Raw genomic sequence first — 14,898 nt, forward strand, 5'->3', positions numbered from 1 at the left:
GGCCATGAAGCCGGGGCGTCAGCGTCTCGACAAATGGCTGTGGTTCGCGCGCTTCGCGCGGACCCGGACCCTCGCGGCGCGCCTCGTCGAGGAGGGGTACGTCCGGGTCAACGGACGCCGGGCCGAGGCGGCGGCGACGGCCATCGCGGTCGGCGACGTCGTCACCGTGGCGGCGGCCCACACCACCGCCCTCGTCCGGGTCCTCGACCTCGGCGAACGGCGCGGCGGAGCCCCGGAAGCCCAGACGCTCTATGCCGCCCTCGACGCCCCACCGGGCTGAACCCCCCCGTGTCCCGCGGACGACACCGGTGCCGTCGACTGCGCGGGCCCCGGCCACCACGCTTGTCAGCCCATCGGACAGGGTCTAGAGCCTGCCCCATCAGGCGGAGCGGACACAGCACCAGCCAAAGCGTCAACGGATTTGCAAGGCCATCGGGCTGGCGGGGTTTCCCCGCATTGCCCGGGCCGGCGCGGATCGAGGACTTGAAGGCCCCATGACCTACGTCGTCACCGACAACTGCATCAAGTGCAAGTACATGGACTGCGTCGAGGTGTGTCCGGTGGACTGCTTCTACGAGGGCGACAACATGCTCGTCATCCATCCCGACGAGTGTATCGATTGCGGTGTCTGCGAGCCGGAATGCCCGGCCGAGGCGATCAAGCCCGACACCGAGCCGAACCTCGAGACCTGGCTGAAGCTCAACGCCGACTACGCCAAGACCTGGCCCAACATCACCCAGAAGAAGGACGCCCCCGGCGACGCCAAGGAGTGGGACGGGGTGTCCGGCAAGCTCGAGGCCCACTTCTCGGCCAATCCCGGCACCGGCGACTAGGCTTGGCCCACGCGGCTCCCGGTCACGGCTAATCCGCGCCACGGGCGCGATGGCGCGAAGGGCGTTCCGGGATAGACACCCGGCCCGTGCCGACGCCCCCGGCAACTCCCGCCTTCCCTCCGTTTCGGGACGGGACCGGGAAGAACTCGGGGCGTCGACGCGGAAGAAGACCGGGCACGGCGCGCACGATCAACAGGGATTCATCCCGCATGCAGGGCGAGCCTGCGCCGGCAATCCTTTGATTCGGCGGCATGATTGTGCTATGCATGACGTCTGCCGTCGTTCGTGCCCGACGTGCTGCCTCCGGCCCTCGACAGATGGCTCTCTCGCTAGCTTGAGAAAACGAGGTCGCATGCGATCGACCGCCTGGGGTGTCCGACACCCTCGGCGGGCGATCCTTCGTTGCGCTGTGTCGGCTGGCCCGGGAAACCGTGGGTTCGGCATCGTTCGGATGTCCGAGCCAACGGCCAAGGGGCCGAGACCGGGTGACCCATCCCGGGATTACCGTTCGGCGCGGCGATCAAATCCGCGCGATGTTCTGGAGGCGCTTCTCGCATGACCACAGCCAAGAAGACGACGGCATCGGGCCGCCAAGGCTTCAAGACCGGCGAAGCGGTCGTGTATCCGGCGCATGGGGTCGGTCGCATCACCGCCATCGAGGAGCAGGAGATCGCCGGCTACAAGCTCGAGCTGTTCGTCGTCTCGTTCGAGAAGGACAAGATGGTCCTGCGCGTGCCCACCGCGAAGGCCAACAGCGTCGGCATGCGCAAGCTCGCCGAACCCGAACTGGTCAAGAAGGCCCTCGACGTGCTCACCGGCCGCGCCCGGATCAAGCGCACCATGTGGTCGCGCCGGGCCCAGGAATACGAGGCCAAGATCAATTCGGGCGACCTGCTCTCGGTCACCGAGGTGGTGCGCGACCTGTTCCGCTCCGAGGCCCAGCCGGAGCAGTCCTACAGCGAGCGCCAGCTCTACGAGGCCGCCCTCGACCGGATCGTGCGCGAGATCTCCGCGGTCAACCGCATCACCGAGACCGAGGCCCTGAAGCTCATCGAGCAGAGCCTCGCCAAGTCGCCGCGCCGCGCCAAGGGCGAAGCGGAGGCCGAGGGCGAGGCCGAGGGCGAAGAGACCATCCAGGAAGAGGCGGCCTGAGCCGCATCGTCCTCAAAACGCTCCCTTCTTCGAGCCCGGCGCAGCAGCGCCGGGCTTTTTCGTTTCCGTCACCGGCCCGTCGCCGAGGGTGGGCAAGAGATTGGGCAAGAGGGCGGGTAACAGGGCGGGCAGGATCGGCCCGCCGCGCTCGGGGAACCATCGCAGTCGCGGTCCCGTTGTCAGTCGCCATGCAAAGGTATCGCGGCCGTCTTCCATGATGGGACGGGCCGGGCCTTGCAGCAGAAGCAAACGTTTCATTGTGGCGGAGGCGGGGATGGCGGACATCGCTGGAATACGGCGTCAGTTCATACGCACGGCGATGGAGGCGCCCTTTCTCGCGCGCGACGAGGAACGTGGTCTTGCCGTCCGCTGGAAGGACAAGCGCGACGAGCGCGCCCTGCACGGCCTGATCGAGGCCCATATGCGCCTCGTCATCGCCATCGCCGGCCGCTTCCGGCACTACGGCCTGCCTATGGCCGACCTCATCCAGGAAGGGCATGTCGGCCTGATGGAGGCCGCCGCCCGGTTCGAGCCGGAGCGGGAAGTCCGGTTCTCCACCTACGCGACGTGGTGGATCCGGGCCTCGATCCAGGATTACATCCTGCGCAACTGGTCCATCGTCCGCGGCGGCACGAGTTCGGCCCAGAAGGCCCTGTTCTTCAACCTGCGGCGCCTGCGCGCGCGCCTCATGCAATCCACCGAAGAGCATGTCGGCGACGAGATCCACCGCCGCATCGCCACCGCCATCGGCGTCTCCCGCGAGGACGTCGCCCTCATGGATGCGCGCCTGTCGGGGCCGGACATGTCCCTCAACGCCCCCGTCGGCGAGGAGAGCGAGGCCTCGTCCGAGCGCATGGATTTCCTCGTGGACGGCGCCGCCCTCCCCGACGAGACCGTGTCGGCCCAGGTTGACGGCGAGCGGCGCTTGACCTGGCTCAACGAGGCCCTGGCGGTCCTGTCCGAACGCGAGCTTCGCATCCTCAAGGAGCGTCGTCTGGCCGAGGATCAGGCCACCCTGGAAGCCCTGGGACTGCGCCTCGGCATCTCGAAGGAGCGGGTGCGGCAGATCGAGAACCGGGCGCTGGAAAAGCTGCGCCGGGCCCTGGCGGAGCGCTTCCCGCAGACCGCCGGCAACGTCTACGCGTAGGCGATTCCGGTCGCGTTCGTGGCGCCGGGGCAACAGGGCCGGATCGAGGCTGCTCCGGCCGCCCCTGCCGCCATTGACCGTCCGGTCCGCCGCGTTAGGATTCGTCCATGGCGGCGTGACGGACCAATGAACGAGACGACTCCCCTCACCTGGAAGTCGATCATGGTGCTGCCCGCCCTGATCGCCACCTCGGCCTTGGCCGTGCTCGCCGTCGCCTGGAACCAGCGGCTGTCGCTGCATGGGGGGCTCGGCCTTCTCATCGGCGTGCTGACCGTGATGGAGATCGGGTATCTCCTGGTCCTGATCGCGATGAGCAGACGGGTCGAAGCTTTGCGTGACCCATGGGTTCGCGCTTCGCGGGAGCGGTGACAGGTCGATCCCTTTTTCCGGAAACCGTTGCAGCCACGGGCGCGGACGAATGGTCCGTCGGCGAGCCGGCTTGGCGCGACGGTCACACGGTGTGGAGCGTCGGGCTTCGCCTCTCCGCCGCCCGGTGCGCAGCATGCCTGTCCGTGCTCGACGGCGAGGAACGGGCGCGGTCCGATCGGTTCCTGCGGGCCGAGGACCGGGATCGCTTCGTCGCGAGCCATGCGGCCCTGCGACTCGTCCTGGCCGGGTTCCTCGATGCGGACGCACGCGCCCTCGCTTTCTCGACCTCCATGACCGGGAAGCCGGAGCTCGCCGGCCCCGAGGTCGGCCGCCTGCGCTTCAACCTGTCGCATTCGGGCGGGCATGCCCTCGTGGCGGTGTCGACGACGGCGCGGATCGGCGTCGATGTCGAGGTACCCCGCCCGATGCCGGACGCCCTGCGGATCGCACGGGCGCATTTCCACCCCCGCGAGGTCGCGGCCCTCGCCGCCTGCGGACGGGCGGTCGAGGCGGCCTTCTTCGCGTGCTGGACCGGCAAGGAAGCCTTCGTGAAGGCCGTGGGCGCCGGTCTGTCGATGCCCCTCGACGGCTTCGCCGTCGCGATCCCGCCGGCCCCCCCGGCGATCCTCGAGATCGGCGGCCTTCGCGCCCCGGCGGCGGGCTGGACCCTGGCCACCCTCGCGCCCGCACCGGGCTTACCCGGCGCCGTGGCCATCGAGGCCCCCTGTGCCGCCTGTGCCCTGAGACGCCTTCGCCCCGATTGGGCCGACCGCCTGCCCGGCCCGTGACGATCCGGACCTTCGAAGAAAGCGCGTCCCCACGCCAACGATCCGCTTGCGGGCCGCCGCCCGCCCCGCTATAGGTCCGCTCGTCGGTGCAGCGCACCGGCCTTCGGAGTGTAGCGCAGTCTGGTAGCGCACCACGTTCGGGACGTGGGGGTCGCAGGTTCAAATCCTGCCACTCCGACCAGCTTCCCTCAAGGGAGCGGTCTTCCCGGCTCAGAGAGCAGATCGCCGAGCGAAGGTTCGACCACACGGGGGTCGGGCCTTTTTGCGTTTTCGGACCACAGTCCGATCGTCTATCACACCGCCTCCCGGACCTTCCTGCGGTCCGCGCGCCGGACGCGGGGGCGCGTGATATGGCACCCTCAAGCGGCGGCAGGTCGGGTTCGAGCGGCAGGGGTTCCTCGGCCGCCCACGCCCGCCCTGGACGCCGTCGCCACCTCACCGGCGACCGCGGAGCCGACCGGGACCGGGCCGATGGCCCAAGGGGACCGCCACGCCGCTGCCCGGCACTGAAGGCGCGTTCAGCGCTCGCCAGGTCCGTGCGGAGAGCCGGTTCGGGCAGGCTCGGGTCGGTCGAGGGGGTTCGGTCGAATGAGGGGCGAAGGCGCGTGCAGTCCGCCTGCCGCCCGATGAAGACGACGGGCCGAAGGCCGTCGCGTCATCGAAATCATCAAGTCTATCGGGAAGAGCGTGGTGCTGCTGGACAGGATTGAACTGTCGACCTCCTCATTACCAATGAGGTGCTCTACCACTGAGCTACAGCAGCGGGTCGTCCGGGGTTCGCCGCGGCGTCTCCGTCTGGACGAGCGGGGGATTAGCCCATCGTTTCCGGCTTGGCAATCACCTGCGCCGCCTCAATCGCACCGGGCGGCGAAGTTTCGTGTCGGCTCCCCTTTCAGCGCAACACGTCCGCGTCGCGCTTGCACGCGGCGCGGATGATGGCGGCCAGGCCCGGCTCGGCCACGGCATCGGCGGCCTCGGCCGGCGAGAACCAGCGGTCCTCCCGCTCCTTCTTCTCCGGCCAGGTCTTGAGCTGCTTGCGGACCTCGAGGGGGAAGACCTTGACCTGACACAGGACGGAGTCGCGGCTCTTGAGACGCTTCTCGTAGAGGTAGAACCCGAGGGGGCGCTTGCCGATGGAGCCGAGGAGACCGGCTTCCTCGTAGGCCTCGCGGGCGGCGGCGTCGAAGGGCTTGCGTCCCTTCATGGGCCAGCCCTTCGGGATCACCCAGCGCCGGCTCTCGCGGGAGGTGATGAGCAGGATGGTGTAGCTTCCGTCGCGCATCCGTCGATACGGCAGCGCGCCGACCTGTCGCCGGGGCTCGCGGTCCGTCTCGGCCAAGGTCGTATTCATCGGGAAGAAACGCCCGGAAGCCGTGCCGGTTCGCCGGACGGGTGCATTCCCGGACGTCGCCGCCGGGCGAAGGCACGCCCCACCATGAAGTCCGGAGCGACCCGGGGGCCGGCATGGTTCGTGTCCTGCTTCCGCACCGTTCTTCCCTGGCGATCGATGGACGGGCGGGGGTGATGAGCCGTTGCCCGCTGCAGGCTCCAGGGCGAAACTTATCCGGCTAAAATAGGGCGTTCGGCGGGGTGCCGGCACCCGTGCGACCAAACGCGCCCGGCCGAGCCGGACGCGCCGGGCCCAGCGCCAGGGCCGGACGGCGGCGATGCAAGCGGGGGTTCAGCCGGCGGCGCTGAGGTTCTCGATGAGGGCGTTCAGGTCGGCGCGCATGGCCTGGACTTCGGGCTCGGACATGTGGAGCTGGCACATCACCGCTTCCCGAACGGCGGTCGCCTCTTCCCGCAGGGCCCGCCCCTGCGGCGTGAGGGCGATCTCCACCTCGCGCTCGTCCGTCCGCCGCCGGCTGCGCAGGAGGAAGCCCGCCGCCTCGAGGCGCTTCAGGACCGGTGTCAGGGTTCCGGAATCGAGGCGCAGGCGCCGGCCGATCTCCGACACGGTGACGCCGTCCGTCTCCCACAGCACGAGGAGGACGAGATATTGCGGATAGGTCAGGCCCATGCGCTCCAGCATCGGACGATACGATTTCGTCATGCGATGGGCCGCCGCGTAGAGGGCGTAGCAGAGCTGATTGTCGAGAAGCAGGGGATCGGTCAGCGGGGGAGTCGTCTGAGCGCGTGCGTCGATCATGCAAACCATGCCATCTGTCCCGGAAGCCTGTACCGGGAACCTGCGCCAGGACGAACGACGCCGGGAAAACCCGCGTGGGGGGAAAACCGGCTGACCGGGCCTGTCCGGCTGAACAGGATAGCCGACGCGGGACGTTCCGGTATATGGGCCATCCGTCCCGATCCCGGCCGAATGCACGCATATCTCGGACCAAACACGGTTTTTTCGCTGATCGGGCCCCGTCAGGCGTCGGTCGGTACGGATACGTGCGCGGCGGCATCCGGCATCACCGCCGCGAGGGGACCGGAGGCGACGAGGCGCCCCGCATCGAGGACATGGACCGTATCCGCCGCCGCGAGGCTGGTGAGGCGGTGGGCGATGAGGATGAGGGTGCGGGTCCCGCCCAAGGTGGCGAGGGCGGCCATCACCGCCGCCTCGGTCTCGCCGTCGAGGGCGCTGGTGGCCTCGTCGAACACGATCACGTCGGGGTCGTGGTAGAGGGCGCGGGCGATGCCGAGGCGCTGGCGCTGACCCCCGCTCAGGCGCACGCCGCGCTCGCCGACCCCGGCATCGTAGCCGCCGTCGAGGCCGAGGGCGACGGCGTGGAAGCCGGCGAGCCGCGCCGCCCGCTCCACCGCCGCCCCGTCGACGGCCTCGGGGGGCACGCCGAGGGCGATGTTCTCGCGCACGGAGGCGTCGATGAGGAACACGTCCTGCGGCACGTAGCCGATGCGGTTCTGCCAGGCGGGCAGGGTCTCGGCGTCGAGGGCGACGCCGTCCACCGTGACGGTACCCGCCGTTGGCGTGAGCAGGCCGAGGATCAGGCCGACGAGGGTCGACTTGCCCGATCCCGTGCGGCCGACGAGGCCGACGGTGGTGTGGGCGGGGATCGTCAGATCGATGCCCCGCAGGGTCGGGCGCCCCGGTTCGTAGTCGAAGCCCACCCCCGTGAGGCGGATCTCGTGCCGGAACGGCAGGCACGCGGCATTCCGTGGCCGGGGCACCCGCTCGCCCGCGAGTTCGTCCACCACCACGCGCACGGCCGGCAGGTAGAAGCGCAGGAGGGCGAGCGAGGTGAAGATGTTCTGGAAGGCCGGCAGCATCCGGTAGCCGGCAAAGGCGAACAGCCCGAGGAGGGGCAGCAGCCCGGCGGTGTCGAGGCCCTGCGACAGGGCGAACAGCACGACGACGACGACGCCGCCGAAGGCGAGGGATTCGATGACGAAGCGCGGCAGCTGGCCCGTGAGCAGGCTCGCGGCCGTGGCCTTCGCGTAGGCCCGGGCGGGCGCATCGAAGCCGGCGGCGAAGGCCTCGGCCCGGCCGTAGAGCTTGAGTTCGGTGAGCGCCCCGAAGGTCTCCTGCACCACCCGGTAGCGCCGCTCGTTGTCGGCCACCGCCCGGGCGCCGAGGCGGGCGAGGCGCACCCGCATGACGAGGTAGAGCCCGACGTAGAGGCCGCCGAAGCCGCCGCCGAGGATCAGGGCGAGGCGGGGCGCGTAGAAGATCAGGAAGGTGACGACGGCCAGCGCCGAGACGCTGCGTGAGGCGATGACCGTGGTCGGGGTGAGGACGCCGACGACGAGGCGGTCGGTCTCGCTGAGGACGTTCTTGGCGAGCTCGGCGCTGTTGGCGTGGGCGAAGAACAGGCGCTCGCGGTCGATGTAGCGGGCGAGCAGGCGCCGGGCGAGGCCGTAGCCCGTGAGGTTGGTGAACAGGAGCTGCGCGAAGGTGAGGCCGGCATTCACCACGCTGGTGGTGAGGATGGCGGCGAGCGCCGCCACGCCCGTGGCCATGAGGAAGGCGCGGTCGTCGGTCAGCCCGAGGCCGTCGCGCAGGGCCGCGAGGTAGGGGATGCGGCCGGCGGCGGAGGGGTCGCCGACCAGGGTGAGGAACGGCACCACGGAGGCGACGCCCACCACCTCGAACAGGGCGGCGCAGGCGAGCCCCAGGGCGATGAGGGCGAGGCGGCGCCGGTCGCGCGGTCGCAGGACGCGCACGAGGTCGATCAGGGCGCGCATGGCGGAGGTCCTCGGGGGAGGACTCCGGCCCGCCCGGACCGTGGGGCCTTCGGACCCGGAGGCCCCCGGACCCTGCGGCCGTCACGAGCGGGCGCGGAGCCCCTGTGCCCTGCCCCATAGAGGATTTCGCGGCCCGTGGGAGCCGGCCGGGCCGATGAATCGTCGGTCCGGCCCGGCCCGCCCGGTCAGGGGCCCGAGCCGGCCGCCGCCCGGGTGAGGGCATCGGCGCCGATATCGCCGGTGCCGGTCATGCCCAGGGTCTCGATGAGACGGCCCCGCGCGCGGCTGACCCGACTCTTCATGGTGCCGACCGCCACGCCGCAGATGGCGGCGGCCTCCTCGTAGGTGAAGCTCTGGGCGCCGACGAGGACCAGGGCCTCGCGCTGGCTCAGGGGCAGGCCGTCGAGGGCTTCCTGGAACTCGCGCATCTCCACCCGGATCTCCTGCTCGGGCAGGCTGGTGAGGCGGGCCGCATGGACGCCGTCGGCATCCTCGACCTCGCGCTTGCGCTTGCGCTGCTCGGAATAGAACAGGTTGCGCAGGATGGTGAACAGCCACGCGGTCAGGTTGGTGCCGCGCTGGAAGCTGTCGGCCTTGGTCCAGGCCCGCACGAGGGTGTCCTGGACGAGGTCGTCGCTGCGGTCGAGGTTGTAGGTGAGGGAGAACGCGAAGGCCCGCAGGGCCGGAATCGCCCCGAGGAGGAGGTCGCGCATCTCGGTGTCGGCGCCGCCGGGCGTGACGGCCGGCCGGATCGATGGGTACGTCATTGGGACCCCCGCGAATCGGATTGCGACGACAGGCCGTCGAGGAGCGCCGCGAAGCGGTCCGGCAGCGGCTGGTTCAGGACATCGGCGTAGAGCAGGCGCAGGTCGCGACCGATCCGCCGCCGCGCCTCGCGGCCGAGGGGCGGCGCCGGGGCCTTGCCGGGGCGCGGCGGTGCCGGTTCTCGCACTGCGAGCGGCGGGGCCGTGCGGACCCCCGCCCCGTCACGCGGAGCGACCGTCGCAAGAACGGTTTCGAGGACGGTATCGAGGCCTGAATCGCTCGCGTGTTTGGTCATCGCAGCCCATTGTCCGAGGGCGGATGCGTGGCGCCGTGCTTTCGCGAGGCACGCGCCGCCGGCCCCGCATATCGGGGCCGTATCCGCAGTCCTATTCGACGGCGGTGCTACCGAGGAGCGATTTAACGAGTACTGAAAAATGCATTCATCGGATCTTAAGCCCCTGAATTCGGGCCCTTGTTTCCGAACTGTTGCTGAGCGAAATCATAAGGCGATCAAGCTCGGCCATACGGCAGGCTTAAGCGTATCGAGATGTCCAATCGCTGAACGCGCGCGGCTTGCGCGGACGGCCGAGCGCGGCTTGCGTGGACGCCCGAGCGGGGCTTGCGCGGACGGCCGAGCGGGGCTTGCGCGGACCGGGGCGTGCTGGTAGCGCAAGGCTCAGCGCCGGTTTAGCTCAGCTGGTAGAGCAACCGCCTTGTAAGCGGTAGGTCGCGAGTTCAAGTCCCGCAACCGGCACCACTTTTTCCGACGCGCGTTGAAACGGGCGCCAGACGTTTCAACTCGGCATCGGAATCCGGTTTCCTCTCACACCATTCAGCCCGGGCTAGAGCATCGGCCCGAAAGGTGCTCGCCGGGTTTCGGCAAAAAATCGATGCCACGACAATGGACGAGAGCATCGTCCTGAATCTGATATCCAGGACGATGCTCTAGGAGCCGTGAGGGGCAAGATTCTGTCTTCTGCCCGCCGATCCTCCAGGGGCATGAGCGGATGACCGACTCGCCCCGAGGCGAAGAGGGAGTGTCCGCAGGGAATTGCCTCCAGCGCGCCGCTTCCCTGATGGGTATCAAAGGTTGTATTAGATTTGACCGCAACCGATGGCGAAGGGCCATCTGTCGTGAGCGAAACGCCTGACATGGCCGAACGAAGGGGGCGCCGTTGCCGTCTACAGGCATGGGACTTGAAGCAATTTTGCTTCAGGCCTTCGATGTCAAAGGCCTCGCGTTCTACCTGATCCCGCTGGTCGTCGGAGCGGCCGGTTACTTTTCCGGACGGTACAGCACCCGAATCAGCGAGTGGATCAAAGGGCCGGCCCTCGATGAGGCGGAAGCGAAGAAGCTGGCCGCCAAACGGACGAATGAGCATCTCAAGCTGTTCGCGAGCTTCTGCAACACGGTGGGCGCGGCGATCATCGGCGCCGCCCTGATCGTTCCGTACCTCACGCAGCACAACACGAGTTTGGACGCGCCAGCCTTCGTTTGGGGTTTGTTCGGCGCAGCGCTACATATTGTGGGGCATGGCTCTCTGCGGTTCATGAGAAGCGAAGGGTAGCAACTATGGAATCGTTCGCGCTCCTAAAACTGATTGCTACCGTTCTGGTGGGCGTTTCCGCCTATCTCTTTGGCACCGTTCGGGCCTTTGACGAGAAGTACGGCAAGCCGAAGGGCGACAGGCGCCGGGCACGCCAGCCCAGCGGCGGGTAATCTCCCGTAAGCGGTCAGTCGCGAGTTCAAGTCCCGCAACAGGCACCACTTTTTCCGACGCGCGTTGAAACCCGCCAAAAGAGTTTCGACCCGGAGACGGTGCGCGCGTTGCCGTGGCCGGCCGTTCCGGCCTATCCAGCGCCATGACCGAAAAGTTGACGATCCTCGCCCTGTGCGACCTCGGACTCATCACCGACGCGGAGGTGGAGGCCGCCATCGCGGCGTTCATGGCCGATGCGATGGCCCTGCCCTTCGTGTTCGAAGCGGGCTATCGGCTCAATCTCGGCAAGGCCATCCGCCGGCACCCGGGGGCCAACGACTTCGTCCACCGCTCCGACGCCGGCCCCCAGCTCAAGCGACCGTTCGTGCGCGCCGCCATCCTGCAGGCCCGGCCCGAGCGGGAATAGGGCATCGGCCCGAACGGTGGTCGCCGGCTTTCGGAAAAGGGACGGTGCGCTAGGACCCCGCCTCGCGTCGGGTCTGCCACGCCTTCAAGCCCGCGAGGGTGACCGCGCCGCCGGGCCAGGGGATGCCGGACAGCAGGGTGTGCGGCGCGCTAGGCTCGCCGAGATCCGACAGGGCCGAGAACGCCCCGTCGAGGCGGTGGGTCTCGGTGTAGCGGCTGCGGGTGGCGATGACCGGCAGCCCGGCATCGAGGGCCGAGCGGATGCCGGCCACGGAATCCTCGAACGCGATGGCCTCGGCGGCGGCGACGCCGAGGCGCGCCAGGGCGAGTTCGAACACGTCGGGCGCCGGCTTCTTGCGGGCGGCCTCGTCGCCGCAGGCGATCACGTCGAACGGCACGTCGCCGCGCGGGAAGTTCATGCGCAGCAGGGCTTCGACGTTGGGCCGGCTCGTGGTGGAGGCCACGGCCAGGCGCACCCCTCCGGCGCGGGCCTCGGCGACGAGGCGGGCGACGCCCGGACGCAGGCCGAGGCGCCCGGCTGCCACCAGCTCGCCGTAGATCCGGGTCTTGCGGTCGTGGATCTCGGCCAAGCGCGGACGCAGGGTCGGCAGGTCCCCGGCATGGTGGGTCTCGACGTAGTGGGCGAGGCGTTCCTTGCCGCCCATCACGGCCAGGAGGTCGGCGTAGAAGGCCGAGCTCCAGATCCAGGGCAGGTCCATCTCGGCGAAGGCATCGTTGAACGCCTGCCGGTGGAGGTCCTCGGTCTCGGCGAGCGTCCCGTCGACGTCGAAGATCAGCGCCCTCAGCATGACACCGCTTCGCCGCCGGCACCCGCGCGGATCGCCGCGATGCGGTCGGCGTAGCCGGCCGGGCCACCCTTGAACACGGCGTTGCCGGCCACGAACGCGTTGGCGCCGACCCGCGCGGCGAGGCCGACGGTCTCGGGGGTGATGCCGCCGTCGACCTCGATATCCAGCGCCCGTCCGGCCGCCATGGCGCGGATGCGGGCGATGGTCTCCAGGGTCGAGGGAATGAAGCTCTGGCCGCCGAAGCCCGGATTGACCGTCATCACCAGGACGAGGTCGACCATGTCGAGGAGGGGCTCCACCGCGCCGGCCGGGGTGCCGGGATTCAGCGCGATGCCGGCGCGCTTGCCGAGATCCCGGATGGTCTGGAGCGAGCGGTGGATGTGGGGCCCCGCCTCGACATGGACCGAGATGGTGTCGGCCCCGGCCTCGGCGAAGGCGGCGAGGTAGGGATCGGCCGGGGCGATCATGAGGTGGACGTCGAACGGCTTGGTGCTGTGGGGCCTGAGGGCCTTCACCACGGCGGGGCCGAAGGTGAGGTTGGGCACGAAATGCCCGTCCATGACGTCGAGGTGGATCCAGTCGGCGCCGGCCTCCGAGACGGCGCGCACCTCCGCGCCGAGCTGGGCGAAATCCGCCGAGAGGATCGAGGGCGAGATGATCGGGCTGGTCACGGTTCTGTCCTCTCGGGCGCGCGGCGCCCTTCAACGCGTGCGGCGTGCGCCTCACGCCAGGCGGTGCGGTTCCTACGCCATACGGCGCTTGCGCTCGACGAGTTGCATGATGATCGGGGTCAGGATGAGCTGCATGGCGAGATCGAGCTTGCCGCCCGGGATCACGATGGAGTTCGCCCGGCTCATGAACGAGCCCTGGATCATCGAGATCAGGTAGGAGAAGTCGATGCCCTTGGGGTCCTTGAACCGGATCACCACGAGGGATTCGTCGGCGGTGGGAATCCACCGGGCGATGAACGGGTTCGAGGTGTCCACGGTCGGCACCCGCTGGAAGTTGATGTCCGTCCAGGTGAATTGCGGGCAGATGGTCTGCACGTAGTCGGGCATCCGCCGCAGGATCACGTCGGTGACGGCCTCCGTCGAGTAGCCCCGGGTCGAGCGGTCCCGGTGCAGCTTCTGGATCCATTCGAGGTTGATCACCGGCACGACGCCGATCTTGAGGTCGGCGTAGCGGGCGAGATCGACGTTGTCGTCGACGACGCAGCCGTGCAGGCCCTCGTAGAACAACAGGTCGGAGCCCGACGCGAAGCTCTCCCACGGGGTGAAGGTGCCGGGCCGCGTGCCGTAGAGTTCCGCCGCGGCGGCGTCGTGGACGTAGTGCCGGGTACGGCCCGTGCCCGATTCGGCGTAGGTGCGAAAAACCTCTTCGAGTTCGGGCAGGAGGTTGGCGCGGGGCGCGAAGTGACTCAGCGTCGGCTCCGCCGCCATGGCCTTGCGCATGGCGATGCGGTCGAGGGCGTGGAACGCGTCGCCCTCGATGTAGACGGCGCTCACGTCCTCGCGGCGAAAGATCTGCTCGAAGGTGTTGCGCACCGAGGTGGTGCCCGACCCCGACGAGCCCGTGACCGAGATGATGGGATGACGCGACGACATGCGTTCTGGCCCGACGACCCCCTCTAGCCGCGCATCAGGCCGCGCTGCCCGAACAGGGGCGAGCGGCCGGCGGCCGGATTGCGGCCGCCATAGTACTTCGCCACGCACGCGACCTCGTCGGCCGAGCCGAAGATCAGCGGCACGCGCTCGTGGATGCCGGTGGCGCAGATGTCGAGGATGCGGCGCTCGCCGTCGATGGCGCCGGCCCCCGCCTGCTCCATGAGGAAGGCGATGGGGGCGGCCTCGTAGAGGAGGCGCAGGCGCCCCTGCGCGTAGCCCTTGCGGTTGTCGCCCGGGTACAGGAACACGCCGCCGCGCAGGAGCACGCGCTGGGCGTCGGACACGAGGGAGCCGAGCCAGCGCATGTTGAAGTCCTTGTCCAGGGGGCCTTCCGCGCCGCGCAGGCAATCCTCGATGTAGGCCTTCACGGGGGTGTCCCAGTGGCGGGCGTTGGACGCGTTGATGGCGTATTCCTTGGCCGCGGCCACCACCTCCATGCGCGGGTGGGTGAGGCGGAAGACGCCCTCCGCCCGGTCGAGGGTGTAGGTCTGCGTGCCCTGGCCCAGGGTCAGCACCAGGGAGGTGGCCGGGCCGTAGGTGACGAAGCCGGCAGCGAGCTGCAGCGTGCCCGGACCCGTGAACGAGCCGAGGGGATTCTCCGGCGTCGAGGCCGTGGGGCGGATGCCGAAGATCGAGCCCACCGCCATGTTGACGCCGATGTTCGACGAGCCGTCGAGGGGGTCGATGGCGACGGCGAGGGGCGCGCCGGAGTTGAGGAGCATCACCCCCTCCGCCTCCTCCGAGGCGACCTCCGACACCGGCGCCCCGCGCAGGGCCTCGGTGAAGCGCTCGTGGGCGAAGACGTCGAGGAATTTCTGGACGTCGCCGTCGCTGTTCTGCTCGCCCTGCGCGGCGAGGTCGCCGGCGAGGGCCCCGCGCCCGATCACCGTGCTTACCTCGATGGCCGCGCGCGCACAGGCTTCGATCACCTTGGCGACATCGGCCAGACCCTGATCGGCGGCGACGGCGGCGGCGAGACACGCATCGAGGCGAGACCCGATCTCCAGAGACCCCATCGACATCGGCTCACCTTCCCTCAAAACTCATCATCCGCACGCGGGCCACCGCCCGCTTCGCGCGCCCGTCTCCTTGCCACGAC

Annotated in this window: 18 protein-coding genes and 3 tRNA genes; 10 read left to right on the forward strand and 11 right to left on the reverse strand. The window is 69.4% G+C overall.

The window, feature by feature from the left end:
- Positions 1–4: 4 nt before the first annotated feature.
- From ASF28_RS02540 to ASF28_RS02550, 3 genes are all read left to right on the forward strand, one after another.
- Positions 5–280, forward strand: a complete 276-nt coding sequence (locus ASF28_RS02540) for an RNA-binding S4 domain-containing protein (RefSeq protein ID WP_056087220.1) — start codon at positions 5–7, stop codon at positions 278–280.
- 214 nt (positions 281–494) lie between these two features.
- A complete protein-coding gene (gene fdxA, locus ASF28_RS02545; protein ID WP_056087222.1) occupies positions 495–833 on the forward strand; it encodes a ferredoxin FdxA in 339 nt (112 codons plus the stop codon).
- A 555-nt stretch (positions 834–1,388) separates the two neighbouring features.
- The gene (locus ASF28_RS02550) at positions 1,389–1,985 is read left to right on the forward strand and encodes a CarD family transcriptional regulator (protein WP_056087226.1); all 597 of its coding nucleotides are present in this window, start codon (positions 1,389–1,391) and stop codon (positions 1,983–1,985) included.
- 12 nt (positions 1,986–1,997) lie between these two features.
- On the opposite strand, the gene ASF28_RS22145 is transcribed toward ASF28_RS02550, so the two are convergent.
- Complete coding sequence (locus ASF28_RS22145) at positions 1,998–2,270, reverse strand: hypothetical protein (RefSeq protein WP_157085283.1); 273 nt, start codon at positions 2,268–2,270, stop codon at positions 1,998–2,000.
- Here ASF28_RS22145 and ASF28_RS02555 point away from each other — a divergent pair.
- The 4 genes from ASF28_RS02555 to ASF28_RS02570 all read left to right on the forward strand — a co-directional run bounded on the left by ASF28_RS02555 (position 2,260) and on the right by ASF28_RS02570 (position 4,470).
- Positions 2,260–3,132: an RNA polymerase factor sigma-32 gene (locus ASF28_RS02555; RefSeq protein WP_056087229.1), complete on the forward strand. Its 873-nt coding sequence runs from the start codon at positions 2,260–2,262 to the stop codon at positions 3,130–3,132. The two genes, ASF28_RS22145 and ASF28_RS02555, sit on opposite strands and share 11 nt — an antisense overlap.
- A gap of 126 nt (positions 3,133–3,258) precedes the next feature.
- The gene (locus ASF28_RS02560) at positions 3,259–3,501 is read left to right on the forward strand and encodes a hypothetical protein (RefSeq protein WP_056087231.1); all 243 of its coding nucleotides are present in this window, start codon (positions 3,259–3,261) and stop codon (positions 3,499–3,501) included.
- Between the two features lie 89 nt (positions 3,502–3,590).
- Complete coding sequence (locus tag ASF28_RS02565; RefSeq protein WP_056087233.1) at positions 3,591–4,289, forward strand: 4'-phosphopantetheinyl transferase family protein; 699 nt, start codon at positions 3,591–3,593, stop codon at positions 4,287–4,289.
- 104 nt (positions 4,290–4,393) lie between these two features.
- Positions 4,394–4,470 (forward strand) — tRNA-Pro (locus ASF28_RS02570).
- A gap of 507 nt (positions 4,471–4,977) precedes the next feature.
- Here ASF28_RS02570 and ASF28_RS02575 read toward each other — a convergent pair.
- The 6 genes from ASF28_RS02575 to ASF28_RS02600 form a co-directional block, all read right to left on the reverse strand.
- A tRNA-Thr gene (locus ASF28_RS02575) sits at positions 4,978–5,052 on the reverse strand.
- A 129-nt stretch (positions 5,053–5,181) separates the two neighbouring features.
- Positions 5,182–5,640, reverse strand: a complete 459-nt coding sequence (locus ASF28_RS02580; protein ID WP_056087235.1) for an NUDIX hydrolase — start codon at positions 5,638–5,640, stop codon at positions 5,182–5,184.
- Positions 5,641–5,970: 330 nt separating this feature from the next.
- Complete coding sequence (locus ASF28_RS02585; RefSeq protein WP_056087240.1) at positions 5,971–6,438, reverse strand: MarR family winged helix-turn-helix transcriptional regulator; 468 nt, start codon at positions 6,436–6,438, stop codon at positions 5,971–5,973.
- A gap of 221 nt (positions 6,439–6,659) precedes the next feature.
- A complete protein-coding gene (locus ASF28_RS02590; protein ID WP_056087243.1) occupies positions 6,660–8,435 on the reverse strand; it encodes an ABC transporter ATP-binding protein in 1,776 nt (591 codons plus the stop codon).
- A 185-nt stretch (positions 8,436–8,620) separates the two neighbouring features.
- Positions 8,621–9,202: a sigma-70 family RNA polymerase sigma factor gene (locus ASF28_RS02595; protein WP_056087245.1), complete on the reverse strand. Its 582-nt coding sequence runs from the start codon at positions 9,200–9,202 to the stop codon at positions 8,621–8,623.
- Positions 9,199–9,495 (reverse strand): NepR family anti-sigma factor, encoded by a 297-nt coding sequence (locus ASF28_RS02600; RefSeq protein ID WP_056087248.1) that lies wholly within the window; start codon positions 9,493–9,495, stop codon positions 9,199–9,201. The genes ASF28_RS02595 and ASF28_RS02600 overlap by 4 nt, the downstream gene beginning before the upstream one ends.
- Before the next feature lie 386 nt (positions 9,496–9,881).
- Between ASF28_RS02600 and ASF28_RS02605 the strand changes: the two genes are divergently transcribed.
- The 3 genes from ASF28_RS02605 to ASF28_RS02615 all read left to right on the forward strand — a co-directional run bounded on the left by ASF28_RS02605 (position 9,882) and on the right by ASF28_RS02615 (position 11,327).
- Positions 9,882–9,957: transfer RNA gene (locus tag ASF28_RS02605), tRNA-Thr, on the forward strand.
- A 433-nt stretch (positions 9,958–10,390) separates the two neighbouring features.
- Positions 10,391–10,768 carry a hypothetical protein gene (locus tag ASF28_RS02610; protein ID WP_056087251.1) on the forward strand — a complete coding sequence of 126 codons (378 nt, stop codon included), beginning with the start codon at positions 10,391–10,393 and terminating at the stop codon, positions 10,766–10,768.
- Positions 10,769–11,063: 295 nt separating this feature from the next.
- Positions 11,064–11,327 carry a hypothetical protein gene (locus tag ASF28_RS02615; RefSeq protein ID WP_056091103.1) on the forward strand — a complete coding sequence of 88 codons (264 nt, stop codon included), beginning with the start codon at positions 11,064–11,066 and terminating at the stop codon, positions 11,325–11,327.
- Between the two features lie 49 nt (positions 11,328–11,376).
- On the opposite strand, the gene ASF28_RS02620 is transcribed toward ASF28_RS02615, so the two are convergent.
- The 4 genes from ASF28_RS02620 to ASF28_RS02635 form a co-directional block, all read right to left on the reverse strand.
- The gene (locus ASF28_RS02620) at positions 11,377–12,135 is read right to left on the reverse strand and encodes an HAD-IA family hydrolase (protein WP_056087255.1); all 759 of its coding nucleotides are present in this window, start codon (positions 12,133–12,135) and stop codon (positions 11,377–11,379) included.
- The gene (gene rpe / locus ASF28_RS02625; RefSeq protein ID WP_056087258.1) at positions 12,129–12,806 is read right to left on the reverse strand and encodes a ribulose-phosphate 3-epimerase; all 678 of its coding nucleotides are present in this window, start codon (positions 12,804–12,806) and stop codon (positions 12,129–12,131) included. The genes ASF28_RS02620 and rpe overlap by 7 nt, the downstream gene beginning before the upstream one ends.
- Positions 12,807–12,878: 72 nt before the next feature.
- A complete protein-coding gene (locus ASF28_RS02630) occupies positions 12,879–13,739 on the reverse strand; it encodes a phosphoribulokinase (RefSeq protein WP_056087262.1) in 861 nt (286 codons plus the stop codon).
- A gap of 23 nt (positions 13,740–13,762) precedes the next feature.
- On the reverse strand, positions 13,763–14,821 hold the full coding sequence (locus tag ASF28_RS02635; RefSeq protein ID WP_056087264.1) for a class 1 fructose-bisphosphatase: 1,059 nt from the start codon (positions 14,819–14,821) through the stop codon (positions 13,763–13,765).
- Positions 14,822–14,898: the final 77 nt, after the last annotated feature.

This window comes from Methylobacterium sp. Leaf99 (genome assembly GCF_001422375.1).
Classification (GTDB): Bacteria; Pseudomonadota; Alphaproteobacteria; order Rhizobiales; family Beijerinckiaceae; genus Methylobacterium.